We start from the raw sequence: 12,314 nt of genomic DNA, 5'->3' as shown, positions 1-12,314 counted from the left end.
GCCCGGGCACCGGACCGCCCGTAACCGGCGGATCAGCCGAAGCCGTCCGACCGGATGTGATCGAGGAACGCGGACCATCGGGCCGTTGCGAAGCCCAGTTTGACCGACGGGTCCTTCGAGTCCCTGACCGCGACCGTCTCACGCGGAGTGAGCGCGGCCTCCACACAGTTGCTCTCGACGCTCCGTGAGCTCTTGTGCCAGGTGATCTCGGGCTCCTCTGACGCCACCAACGTGCCTCCTCGCCGTGGCGCGGCCCTCAACGCCGCTGTTCCGAGCCCCTCGCAACCGCCGCAGCGGACCGTTCAGACCGCCCTTGGAAATCGGGGCCGCTGGATGCGAGAGGATTCCAGATTCCGCAAGTGTAAGGAGGAAAGTGAGGCAGAATCCAGCGGCGATGTGTTGGCGTCTGTCGATCTGGGCAGGTCACGGATGCTGGCCGGTATCCGACATCGGCGAAAAAGTGATCTTGTCGTTCCGGGCAGACGTAACGAGCGGAGGACTCTATGCTTGGGCAAGGACGAGGAGGCGGCGTTGTACCTCAGGAAGCGATGAGCGTGAAGGCCGAAGGAGAGATCCGCAGGCGAACTGGTGTTCGACGGTATCCTCCGAATGGCCGAAGTTCATCGACGAATGACGACGAGCCCTCGGCTCTGCGGCTGGCGGTCTATGGCGTGGCGACCGGTGTGACGGCGTTGGTGACCGCGGAGATGCTGACCCGGGCGCTCGGAAACCTGGGCGCGACGGCGAAAGTCGTTACCTTCGCCGTAACGGTGGCGCTGATCAGTGCGGCCGGGGGAATTTATTCCACTCCGATCCTGAATCACGTTCGGGAAGTCGAGGCGCGGGTCCGGCGGATCTATCACTAGTGCGGAGCTGTTCGGCCCGGCTCTGACAGACCTTCGTGACGGTCCGGCACACCATCACGCCGATTCCGGCGCCGGCCACGATCGCAAGCTTCGTCCAGTCGAGCCAGCCGATCAGGATTCCCAGGAACCCCAGGCAGACGGTGATGACGATGATCATCGCTGTCACCCGGAACAGCTTCCAGTTGTCGCTGACCGCCTCGTGCAGGAGGCGGCCGGGCCACGAGTTCGGTGGCTCGGCGCGCGGTCGATCCTGCCGTGCCGGCGGCTCGGCGCCCGGCTGATCCTGGCGGGCCGGGGTGGTCACGGTCGTACTCCGGGCAGGTCGTACCGCCGAGCCGGCTTCCGCCGGCCCGGCCGTACCCGTCGCCGAGCGAGCGTCGAGGTGATGGTCACTGAGGCACTCCGAGGGCAGAGGGCGGAGGCGCGTCGACCGGCCCGGCAATCGGCGACCCGCCATGACATGTGTTAGTCCGCCGTTCGGATCAAGGGCAGATCCAGGTCCGCGAGGGTCACCGCGCGGGCACGGAGGTAATCGAATATCTTGACGAACTCGTCGACCTTGTCCGGCTGATCCCGGGTCGACAGGTCGCCCGCGGTGTTCTCGATGTACAGCAGGGAATCGCCGTACGGCTCGGGCAGTTCCAGCACCACGAAGCTGCCCCGTAGCCCCGGATGAGCCCCCGTGCTGGACGGCAGGACCCGTATGTCGACATTCGGCATCTCGGCGAGTTCGGCGAGATGCCGCAGCTGTCCGGTCATGATCTCGGGCTGGCCGCTCTCCGCGCCGACCGCCCGGCGGAGGATCCCTTCGTTGAGGATGAATTCAGCCTTGACGGCGTCGGACTCCTGGAGCAGCAGTTGCTTGCGTTCCATCCTGACCCGGACCTTGCGCTCGATGACGGCTTCGACCTCGCGACGGTCCCGTGCGGGCAGCAGATCGACCATGCGTACGGCTCGGAGTGTTGCCCGGGCATATTCCTTGGTCTGCAGCGGCCCCGGTACGACATTCGACTCGTAGTGCTTGATGTGATTAGCAAGACCTTCGAACTCAAGGAAGTGGAGGAATTCCTTGGCAAAGATGCTGCGGTATTCCCCGAAGTTCTGCTGGCGGGCCTTCTTTGCCATCTCCAGAAGCTCGGCGACAGTTTCGGGGTCGTCCATATGATAGAGCGGGAGCAGGGCCAGAAGATCTGTGCGGGTAATTGCGGACTCGCCGAGCTCGATCCGGTTGACCTTGGACTGGGACCAGTCGAGCTGGTTGGCCACGTCGGCCTGGGTCAGGCCGGCATCCGTGCGGAGGTGGCGGAGCCTCCGGGTCAACCTTCGACGCTCCGCAGCGGATCTTGGACGTTCAGTCATCGGGATGGGTCCTCGCGTAGAGTAGTTTGATCATCGGGTTACCCGCCATGCATTAATCGTACTGCAGTATGCGGAGTGGGTAATTCGCGAGGCTCCCGTTGAGCGCAGCCGTGACCTGCGTCACTTTGACTGGCTTACCTGGCCATCGACTGTGGAGCCGCCCTGGTCTGGACCTCCCACGGCTCGATGCTGATTACTCAGCGTCGTACCTTCGGCCGACTCCACGACGGAGGGTCGCTCCGGGACGGTGGTCGGCCGGACCTGATATACCCAGGCTACGCGTCGGTGTACCCGGGGTAACGCCGGGATGGCAGGGTGGATTCCCCGGGCACTCGGGAAAGCGCTTCCTGGCTACCTCAGCCCTTAATGCAAAGGCTTTGCAGTGACGTATCCATGGCGATGGGAAGGCCTCCCGTGCCCGCTGTCGCGTCCTTCGAACCCGGGTTTGCCCGACGATTCTTCGGCACCTGTCCGGATTGGACGACGGATCACAACCTGTCGAGATCCCCGGCGACCGCCCGGGTGGCCGGGTGGTCCTCGCCGAGTACCCGGGCGAGGGCGACACGAATAGCGGACAGATCGGTTACCGTGGCAGCAACTCCCCGCTCGACTCGCTGAAGCAGCGCCAGCCGGTACCGAATGGCCAGAGTGCTCGGATGGTCCGCACCGCAGCACTGCCGGCACACCTGGAGCGCCTGGCGGTATTCCGCCTCGGCCTCGCGCCGCCGTCCCCGCCGGGCCAGCAGATCGGCCAGGCCGTAGCGGGCCAGCGCGGTGTCCGGATGGGACTCGCCGAGCACGGCCGTCCGGTCGGCCAACACCGCGCGGTACTCGGCCTCGGCCTCCTGCCACCGGCCCCGGTCGGTGAGGACGCCGGCCAGGCTGTACCGGGTACGCAGGGTCTCCGGATCCCGCGCGCCGAGCGCCTCGGTACGCGCCTTCAGCGTCGTCCGGTACGCCGTCTCCGCCTGCTCCAGCATCCGCCGCTCCCACAGCAGCGCCGCCCGGTAGTAGTGCGCGGTCAGCCGCTCGGGGTCGTCCTCGAAGAGCCCGACCCGCCGGTGCAGTTCGTCCACCTGGTCCAGGAGCCGGGCGGCCTCCTCCTCCCGACCCAGGTGGAGCAGGAGCAGGATCCGGTCGCCGAGCACGCTCGCCGTGACCGCCTCCAGCCGGCGCAGCGCCTCGGGGTAACTGCCCTGCCGCTCCAGTTCGGCGGCGGCGTCGTACCCCTCGGTCAGCGCCCGGCCGGTCAGTCGCGGCCCGCCGGGCGGGGTCCGCGGCCCGGCCTCCGTCGCGGCCCGGTCCGGCAATCGTCCGGCCTCCAGGGTCTCGGCCAGATCCTCCCGTTTGATCGCGAGCAGAGCGTCCGGCAGCTCGTCAAGTCGCTTCCGCGCCTTCAGCCAGCGCCAGATCTGGCGCCCCTCCTCGCCGGTGGGAAACCGGTCCCGATCCTGCTCGTCGATCTCCAGCACGGTGCAGAGGTCCGGCCAGCTGCTGTGCAGGCGGCCGTAGAACTCCCGCTCGGCGGCGGCGGTGAACCCCACGGTCAGGCATCCTCGTCGAGCAGGTTCACCAGGTCCGGCCGGTCGAGAGCGAACAGCGCGTCACGCAGTTCCGGCAGCCGGCGGCGCACCTCCAGCCAGGACCAGATGTGACTCGCCTCCCGGCCCTGCGGGAGCCGGTCCACCTCGTCCGGACGCATGCCGAGCAGGTCGGCGAGCTCCGGCCAGCTGTCGCCGAGGCGGCGGCCGAAGTGCACCCTGGTCAGACCGGAGTAGCTGTCCCGGCCGGAGCCTCCCGGGCGTACCCCGGTCCTGGCCGGACCGGGTCCGCCGACACCGGCCGGGCCGCCCGGGCGATCGCGGCCCTCGGCGGCCGGTGGGGCCGGGCGTTCGTGGGTTTCGGCGGCCGGTGCGGCCGGACGTTCGCGGCCGTCAGTGGCCGGTGGCGGCGTCGGGTCGCGGTCCGACAGGCGCGGCGGGGCGACGCTGCCGGGCGGTACGGCGTCGACCCGGAGCGCGGGGCGTGGCGTGCTCGGCGGCGTGGTGTGGTCCACGGGCACGCTGCCGCCGTCGCTGCCGAGCGCCCGGACGGCCAGCGCAGCCAACTCGAAGTACCACCATCGTTCGGGTAACCCGGCGTCGCCGCGGCTGACGGTACGCAGCGCCGAGGCGGCGAGCACCAGCCGATGCTGTCGGGCCCACTCCTTGACCAGGCCGTACGGGATGGCCCAGCCGGCCGCCGCCACGTAGATCGCCTCGGCGACCTCCAGGTAACCGGCGATCGGCGGGGTACGCGGATAGCGGTCCGGGTCGACCACCAGTTCGGCCAGGCTCGACCGGAGCGCCGAGTACGGCGCGAGGCCGGGCAGCCAGCGGTCGGCGATCGCCAGTAGCAGCTTGACCGGGTCCCGGGAGACCGGGGTGGTGGGTGAGAACCGCCCCAGGTCGATCAGCCGGAAGTCGGCGGCCCGGATCTCCCGGTCCACCGGGACCAGGATGTTGCCGGGATGCAGGTCACCGTGCCCGTTGCCCCGGAACACCTCGATCTCGTCGGCCGGGCCGCCATCGCCGAACACCAGCGCGAACGGGTTCGGCAGCGGGTCTGCCCGGCCGGGCACCCGGACCAGCTCGGCCGGACTGCGCGGGTCGAGCCCGGCGAGCCGGGCGAAGTCGCGCAGTCCGGCCAGCTTGTCGGCGAGATCCGCCCGGAGGAACTCGCCGGGCGGGACGCTCTTGCTCTCCGAACGGGCGTCACCGGGCCAACCGTCCACGAGGGCCGTGACGATCGTGCCGCAGTACGCGGCGAGGTCGGCGTGGTCGACGAGGCTCTCCAGCGGCAGCATGGTGGAGACGTCGGCCTGGGCAACCTCCTGTAGGTGTAGCCACCAGGAACTTCCCGGCAGCGGGCCGACCCACTTGGTGGGAACCAGATGCCGGGTGTAGAAGTCGGCAGGGGTGCACTGCGCGGCCAAGTCGACGGCCCGCGATTCCGCGGTGGCCAGGTGTGGCGGCACCAGTTTGAGGATCGCCCCGTGCTGCGGGCCGCGATGCGGACGCAGCCGTACCGAGGCCACGTGGGACCCGCTCCGGCCGTCGGTGAACCAGCGGTGGAATGTGAGATCGAATGCCTGTCCTCTGATCCATTCCGAAAGGGCGGAAAACAGATCCTCGGGCAGAACCTCGGCCCAGGCGAGTGGGTTGGTAAGTCGACCGTGTGTCGTTTCGGCCATCGTCTGGACACCGTCCCGGCGGTTGGCGGCAAAGCGGCGGAGGGAGGAAGGCAGAGTGAGGAAGGTGGAGGGAACAGGGCAGCGGGAACAACGGCTCATCCCACCACACCCCCGACCACCTGGCAATCCATCCTGGACGCTCGATCGACGGCCAACCGCTTTCCCGGCCCGGCTACCCTTCAGCTATCTGATCAAGGAGCGTGAGATTGACCGGAATCGCCGCCCGCACCCCGGACGAACTGCCCGAGCCCACCACCACACCTCCCGAGCGCACCACCACACCTCCCGACGGCAGTGCCACACCTTCCGACGGCACTTCCCCGATCGGCAGCGACCCGGAGATGCCGGGTACGGCGAAACAGATCGATCTTCTTCGGTGGCATCTCGACCGGTACGACCGGTTGCGTGCCTCCACGGCGAGCCGCGCCTCGGTGGTGCTCAGCGCCAGCGCCATCCTGTCGGCCGGGAACGCCGTCGTGTTCGCCCAGTTGCTCAGCGGTTCCGTCGCCGACCGGCTCGGTCCCGCGTTGCTGGTGGTGTTCACCCTGGCCAGCATGGTGAGCGCCGGACTGGTCGTGCTGGCACTGCTGCGCGCGGCGAGCGTACTGGTGACCATCCGGCCGAGCCGGGCCCTGCTCGGCGGCTACGACGACCTTCCGGCCGCGCTGGTCTTCAACGGCAGCGACACCGTACGCCGGCTGCACTCCTTCGCCGAGTTCCGCTCGGCGCTGACCGGTCAACGCAGCGCGGAGATCCTCCAGGCGGCACAGGTCGAACTCTGGATCGGCATCCAGCAGCACCGGCAGCGGTACGTACGGCTCCGCGAGGCGGTACGGCTGCTGCGGTACGCCGCCGTGGCGTTTCTGGCCATTCTGGTCAGTGCCCTGGTCGGAAATCTCTTCCTACAGCTCTGACGCCTCCGGAGCCTTCAGCCGGCGGTCGGGAAGTAGCGGTCCAGCATCTCGTTGCGGAACTTGCCGGTCGGGTCGTACCGGTGGGTCAGCTTGGCGAAGTCGGCGTACCGGTCGTAGCGGTCGCGGAGCTGCCCCGGTGGGGTGACGAAGACCTTGCCCCAGTGCGGCCGGGGCGCGTACGGGGCGAGCCGATCCTCGATCGCCGCCAGCACCGGCAGCACCGCCTCGGTCTCCTTGACCCAGGTGAAGTGCAGCGCCACGCTGTCCCGCCGATGGCTCGGGCTCAGCCACAGCTCGTCGGCGGCGATGGTGCGGATCTCCGAGATCTGGAGTACGGCGGCGATCCGGTCGGCGATGCCGTCCAGCGCGGCCAGCGCCGCGACCAGGTGCTCAGCCGGCAGGAAGTATTCCGACTGGAGTTCCTCGCCACTGCTCGGAGTGAAGTCGAGCCGGAAGTGCGGCAGCCGGGCGTGCCACGGCCCCGGCACGCCGAGCTGCTCGGTGCAGTGCACCGCCGACATCCCCGGCACCGGGTGCCGGGGCTCGGCCGCCAGGGTGGCGCCGTGCCAGTACGGCTCGACGGCACCGGCACCGGCGCCGATCGCGTCGACCCGGCGCTTCACCCACACCTGGTTGATCCGGGGACCGGTGAAGTCGGTGAAGAGGCTGACGCTGTAGCCGGCGCCGAGGATCTCGGCGGCGTGCGTGTCGAGCCGGTCGCGGGGCAGGTCGTCGTAGACGTACTGGGCGATCTCGAAGGTCGGGACGAGATCGAGGGTGAGCCGGGTGACCACGCCGAGCGCGCCGAGCCCGACCACGGCGCCGAGGAAGTCCTCGCCGTCGGCGTCCCGGCGCAGCGTCACCAGGTCGCCGTCGGCGGTGACCAGCTCCAGCGCGGCGACCGAGGTGCCGAGGTTGCCGTTGGTCGGCCCGGAGCCGTGCGTGCCGGTGGCGCAGGCACCGGCCACCGAGATGTGCGGCAGCGAGCCGAGGTTGTGCAGCGCGAAGCCGGCCCGGTCCAGCTCGCCGACCAGGTCGCCGTAGCGCAGCGCCGCCGAGACGGTGACGGTGCCGGCCGCCCGGTCGACCTCCAGCACCGGCGGCAGGCCGGCGACCGAGACGAGGTCACCGGTGGTGTCGGCGATCCGGTTGAAGGAGTGTCCGGTGCCCAGGACGCGGATCCGGTCGCTGCCGGCGACCAGCGACCTCAGCTCGGCCAGCGAGCCCGGCCGGTGCAGCCGGCGGGCCCGGAAGTCGACGTTGCCGGCCCAGTTGCGCAGCGGGGTGGTCATCGCGGGCCGTCAGTCGTGGTCGGGAACGAGTGCCGGAGTCCGCATCCGCATCATCCAGTGGCTGGTCGGTATCCGGGTGGCGTCGTCCACGACCTCGCCGTCGACGTCCGCGAAGGTCTCCCGGCCGAGCGCCACGAACGCCTCCGGGGTGCGGACGTACTCGCCACGGTCGTTCTTGGACATCCACCGGGAGATCGGATGCTGTCCCGGCACCAACGTGGGGTCGACGGCGATCACCCGGCCGCCCGGGGCGAGCGCCCTGGCCGAGACCCGCAACAGCTGCCGGCATTCGTCGTCGGAGAGGTGATGCAGTAGGCCGAGCAGCAGGATCGCATCGGCCGGCGGGATCTGGGCCAGGTGCTGCTCGCCGAAGACCTCGCAGCGGAACTCGACCTGGTCGCCGCCCCAGCGCCGGCGGGCGTGCGCGATGTACTTCTCGCTGGTGTCGAAGCCGTAGTAGCGGACCTTCGGCAGCCGCCCGAAGTAGTAGGCCGGGCCGCAGCCGACGTCGATGATCGTGTCGCCGTCGACCAGGGCGAGCTCGTCCAGGCAGCGGTAGCGGAGCCGATCCGCGCCCAGACCCTTCTGCAGGGCCACGTACAGCGCCTCGTGGCCGAGCAACCCCTTCAACGCCGCCAGCATCCGCGCCTCTCCTCGGCTCGCCGTCCGGACAACCCGCCCGCGGCACCAGGTGGCCCCGCGGGCGCCGGAACGACCGCAATCTACCACCGGCCGCCGACCCGACGGTGCCGGCCGGGTACGCGCTCCGGGCGTCCCCGACCGGCACCGCCCGCCCAGATCAAGAGCGACGCGCCGCGTCCCGCCCCTGTGTGCGGACGCGGTCCGCGGTCTCCGGCGCCGGTCAGGCCCGGGCGAAGACGAGGACCGCGTTGTGACCGCCGAATCCGAATCCGTTGTTCAGCGCCGCCGGTACATCCATCTGCCGGGCCTTGTGCGCCGCGACGTCCAGGTCGAGGGCGTCGTCGGGGTCGTCGAGGTTGATCGTCGGCGGGATCACCCCGTCCCGGATGGCCAGGATGGTGGCGATCGACTCCAGCGCACCGGCGGCACCCAGCAGGTGCCCGGTCATCGACTTGGTCGCGGTCAGCACCGGATGGGTGCCGAGCGCGGACCGCAGCGCGACGATCTCGGCGATGTCGCCGACCGGGGTGGAGGTGGCGTGCGCGTTGACGTGCACGATGTCCGAGCGGTCGATGTCGGCGTCGGCGATCGCCATGTTGATCGCCCGGATCACACCGCGTCCCTCGGGGTGCGGCTGCACGATGTCGTACCCGTCGGAGGTGAGCGCGGCGCCGGCCAGCCGGGCGTAGACCCGGGCCCCGCGCGCGGCGGCGTGGTCGGCCCGCTCCAGGACCACCGCACCGGCCCCCTCACCGAGTACGAAACCGTCCCGGGCCTTGTCCCAGGGCCGGGATGCGCGCTCCGGCTCCTCGTTGCGGGTCGACATCGCCCGCATCGAGGCGAACCCGGCGATCGGCAGCGGGTGCACCACCGCCTCGGTGCCGCCGGCCAGCACCACGTCGGCACGACCGGAGCGGATCATGTCGAGACCGAGCGCGATCGCCTCGGCCCCGGTGGCGCAGGCGCTGGCCACCGAGTGCACCCCCGCCTGCGCACCCAGTTCCAGCCCGACCCAGGCGGCGGGGCCGTTCGGCATCAGCATCGGGACGGTGTGCGGGGAGACCCGCCGCGGCCCGGATGCCTCCAGGATGTCGTCCTGGGCGAGCAGGGTCTGCGCGCCGCCGATGCCGGAGCCGACGCTCACCGCGAGTCGCTCCGGGTCGGGCGGCGAGTCGGCGAGGCCGGCGTCCGCCCAGGCCTCGTGCGCGGCGATCAGCGCGATCGCCTCCGACCGGTCGAGCCGGCGCAGTTTGACCCGGTCCAGTTTCTCGGTCGGTTCGACCGCGAGCTGGGCAGCGATGCGTACCGGAAGCTGCTCGGCCCACTCCTGGGTGAGCGGACCCACCCCGGAGCGGCCCGCCAGCAGGGCTTCCCAGGTCGACGCGACGTCCCCGCCGAGCGGGGTCGTCGCGCCGAGCCCGGTGACGACGACGTCGGGGCGCCTCATGATCAGGACTGCGCCTCGATGTAGCTGACGGCGTCGCCGACGGTCTTGAGGTTCTGGACGTCGTTGTCCGGGATCTTGACGCCGAACTTCTCCTCGGCTGCCACCACGACCTCGACCATGGAGAGCGAGTCGACGTCCAGGTCGTCGGTGAACGACTTCTCCTCGGAGACGTCGTCCGGGCTCACTCCGGCAACCTCTTCGAGGATCTCGGCGAGGCCGGAGGTGATCTCGTCACGGGTCATTCTGGTTCTTTCCTCTCCATGGATGGATGTCTACGGTGGCGAATCCGTCCGCCACCGCGGTATCAGCGTTCGACCGATGGACGTCGCCGGGGCGGATGCGCGGCCCCGGTCAGGGGCACCGGACGACCTGCCCGGCATAGGTGAGGCCGCCGCCGAAGCCGAACAGCAGTACCGGGGCGCCGGACGGCACCTCCCGGCGTTCGACCAGCTTGGAGAGGGCCAGCGGCACGCTCGCCGCCGAGGTGTTCCCGGACTCGACGATGTCCCTGGCGATCACCGCCTGCGGCATGTCGAGCCGCTTGGCGATGCCCTCGATGATCCGCAGGTTGGCCTGGTGCGGTACGAACGCGGCGATCTCCGACGGGGCGACGCCGGCCCGCTCGCAGGCCTTCAGGGCGAGCGGGGCCAGCGCGGTGGTGGCCCAGCGGAAGACCGACTGCCCCTCCTGCTGGATGTACGGGCGCCAGCCCTCGATCCGGACCGCCTCGCTGCGCTCCGGGACAGAGCCCCAGACCACCGGCCCGATGCCGTCCGCCTCGTCGTCGCCGGTGGCGGTGAGCACCGCCGCCCCGGCCGCGTCGCCGAAGAGGATGCAGGTCGACCGGTCGGTCCAGTCGGTGAAGTCGGAGAGCTTCTCCGCGCCGATCACGATCGCGTTGCGGGCGGCACCGGCCCGCAGGGCGTGGTCGACGGTGCCGAGCGCGTACGAGAAGCCGGAGCAGGCGGTGTTGATGTCGAACGCGCCCGGGGCGTCGATGCCGAGCCTGGCGGCGACCCGGCAGGCGGTGTTCGGGCTGCGGTCCACGGCCGAGCAGGTCGCGACCACGACGAGGTCGATGTCGGAGGCGGCCAGCCCCGAGTTGGCCAGTGCCTTGTCGGCGGCGGCGGCGGCCATGTCGGCGACGGTCTCGGTGTCGGCGATCCGCCGGGTGACGATGCCGACCCGCTCGCGGATCCAGGTGTCGTTGGTGTCGACGATCTGGGCCAGGTCGTCGTTGGTGAGTACCCGCGACGGCTGGTAGTGGCCGAGCGCGACCATCCTGCTCACCGGGCCACCGCCGGGCGGTGGTCCGGGTTCTTCGGGTGACCGGTCATGAGCGCTGTCCTCCGATGCGGGCGAGGGGCTGGCCCGGGGCTACCGGGTCGTCGTGCTGGGCGAGCCATCCGGTGAGTACGCCGGAGCCGTGCGCGACCACCTCGACCGCGCCCTGCCGGGTGGCGACGTGACCGATGAGCTGTCCGGACTCGACGGCAGCGCCCTCGGTCAGACCCTCGGCCGGAGCGAAGGTGCCGGCGGCACCGGCCACCACCACCCGGAAGGGCGCAGCCGGGGTGACCGGCCGGTGCCGGGACGGTGCGCCGTGCCGGGCGATCAGGTCGCGGGCCGCGGCCAGGTCGTCCGGGGTGTTCAGGGTGACGATCTCGGGGACCTGACCGGTGCCCTTGAGCTCCCGTTTGATCAGCCCGGCCAGGGTGCCCGCCGGGGGTAGCTCGATCACCGCGGTCACGCCGAGATCGGCGAGGTTCCGCACGCAGCGGTCCCAGCGGACCGGGGCGGTCACCTGGCGGACCAGGCGGTGCAGCATCTCCGGCCCGTGGCTGACGGCGGCGCCGTCGGCGTTGGAGAGCAGGATCCGGGCCGGGTTGTTCGGGGTGATCCCGGCCGCGACGCCGGCCAGGGCCCGCTCGGCCGGCGCCATGTACGGGGTGTGGAAGGCACCGGCGACCTTGAGACCGATCACCTTGGTCCCGGCGGGCGGGTCGGCGGCGAGCTTGGCCAGCCGGTCGACCGCGCCGGCCACCACCAGTTGGCCGGCGCCGTTGAAGTTGGCCGGGTGCAGGTCGTGTGCTGCCAGGGCGGCGAGCACCTCGTCGCGGTCGCCGCCCATCACCGCCGACATGCCGGTCGGTTCGAGGGCACAGGCGGCGGCCATCTCCCGGCCGCGTACGCCGGCCAGGGTGACCGCCGTCTCCGGGGTCAGTACGCCGGCCAGTGCCGCCGCGGCCAGCTCACCGACGCTGTGCCCGGCGGTGGCCGCCACCTCGTGCCTCGGCAGCTGTTCGGCGGCGAGCAGGGCGGCGGCGACCAGCAGTGGCTGGGTACGCGCGGTGTCCCGGATCTCGTCGGCGTCACCCTCGGTGCCGAGCCGGACGAGGTCGACACCGGCCAGCGCGGACCACCAGCGCAGCCGCGCCCGGCTGCCGGGCAGGTCGAGCCACGGGGTCAGGAAGCCGGGCTTCTGGGAACCCTGGCCGGGTGAGAGTACGGCGAGCACCCTTACGACTCTCCTGGATCATCCGCCCCGACGCGGTTGCCGTG

Annotated in this window: 12 protein-coding genes; 1 reads left to right on the top strand and 11 read right to left on the bottom strand. The window is 70.8% G+C overall.

From position 1 onward, the window contains the following. Positions 1–32 precede the first annotated feature (32 nt). The 5 genes from EV371_RS04320 to EV371_RS04300 all read right to left on the bottom strand — a co-directional run bounded on the left by EV371_RS04320 (position 33) and on the right by EV371_RS04300 (position 5,301). Entirely contained in the window at positions 33–227 is a 195-nt protein-coding gene (locus tag EV371_RS04320; protein ID WP_130460901.1) for a DUF397 domain-containing protein, read from the bottom strand. 553 nt (positions 228–780) lie between these two features. Beyond that, complete coding sequence (locus EV371_RS04315) at positions 781–1,170, bottom strand: hypothetical protein (RefSeq protein ID WP_130460900.1); 390 nt, start codon at positions 1,168–1,170, stop codon at positions 781–783. 161 nt (positions 1,171–1,331) lie between these two features. Further along, entirely contained in the window at positions 1,332–2,186 is an 855-nt protein-coding gene (locus EV371_RS04310) for a Scr1 family TA system antitoxin-like transcriptional regulator (protein ID WP_165436599.1), read from the bottom strand. 527 nt (positions 2,187–2,713) lie between these two features. Next, complete coding sequence (locus tag EV371_RS04305; RefSeq protein WP_130460898.1) at positions 2,714–3,769, bottom strand: tetratricopeptide repeat protein; 1,056 nt, start codon at positions 3,767–3,769, stop codon at positions 2,714–2,716. A 2-nt stretch (positions 3,770–3,771) separates the two neighbouring features. Further along, complete coding sequence (locus EV371_RS04300) at positions 3,772–5,301, bottom strand: hypothetical protein (protein ID WP_130460897.1); 1,530 nt, start codon at positions 5,299–5,301, stop codon at positions 3,772–3,774. A 362-nt stretch (positions 5,302–5,663) separates the two neighbouring features. Between EV371_RS04300 and EV371_RS04295 the strand changes: the two genes are divergently transcribed. Then, positions 5,664–6,371 (top strand): hypothetical protein, encoded by a 708-nt coding sequence (locus tag EV371_RS04295; RefSeq protein WP_130460896.1) that lies wholly within the window; start codon positions 5,664–5,666, stop codon positions 6,369–6,371. A gap of 14 nt (positions 6,372–6,385) precedes the next feature. Here EV371_RS04295 and EV371_RS04290 read toward each other — a convergent pair whose 3' ends face one another. The 6 genes from EV371_RS04290 to EV371_RS04265 form a co-directional block, all read right to left on the bottom strand. Beyond that, positions 6,386–7,663, bottom strand: a complete 1,278-nt coding sequence (locus EV371_RS04290) for a D-arabinono-1,4-lactone oxidase (protein ID WP_130460895.1) — start codon at positions 7,661–7,663, stop codon at positions 6,386–6,388. 9 nt (positions 7,664–7,672) lie between these two features. Further along, positions 7,673–8,305 (bottom strand): methyltransferase domain-containing protein, encoded by a 633-nt coding sequence (locus EV371_RS04285; RefSeq protein WP_130460894.1) that lies wholly within the window; start codon positions 8,303–8,305, stop codon positions 7,673–7,675. Between the two features lie 220 nt (positions 8,306–8,525). Continuing rightward, entirely contained in the window at positions 8,526–9,752 is a 1,227-nt protein-coding gene (gene fabF / locus EV371_RS04280) for a beta-ketoacyl-ACP synthase II (RefSeq protein ID WP_130460893.1), read from the bottom strand. 2 nt (positions 9,753–9,754) lie between these two features. After that, positions 9,755–9,994 carry an acyl carrier protein gene (locus EV371_RS04275; protein ID WP_130460892.1) on the bottom strand — a complete coding sequence of 80 codons (240 nt, stop codon included), beginning with the start codon at positions 9,992–9,994 and terminating at the stop codon, positions 9,755–9,757. 109 nt (positions 9,995–10,103) lie between these two features. Then, on the bottom strand, positions 10,104–11,033 hold the full coding sequence (locus EV371_RS04270) for a beta-ketoacyl-ACP synthase III (protein WP_130465653.1): 930 nt from the start codon (positions 11,031–11,033) through the stop codon (positions 10,104–10,106). Between the two features lie 52 nt (positions 11,034–11,085). Next, entirely contained in the window at positions 11,086–12,270 is a 1,185-nt protein-coding gene (locus tag EV371_RS04265) for an acyltransferase domain-containing protein (RefSeq protein ID WP_130460891.1), read from the bottom strand. Positions 12,271–12,314: the final 44 nt, after the last annotated feature.

The organism is Plantactinospora sp. CNZ321, from assembly GCF_004217235.1.
Note: the sequence above shows the minus strand (reverse complement) of the source record. Positions and strands in the feature narration are given on the sequence as shown.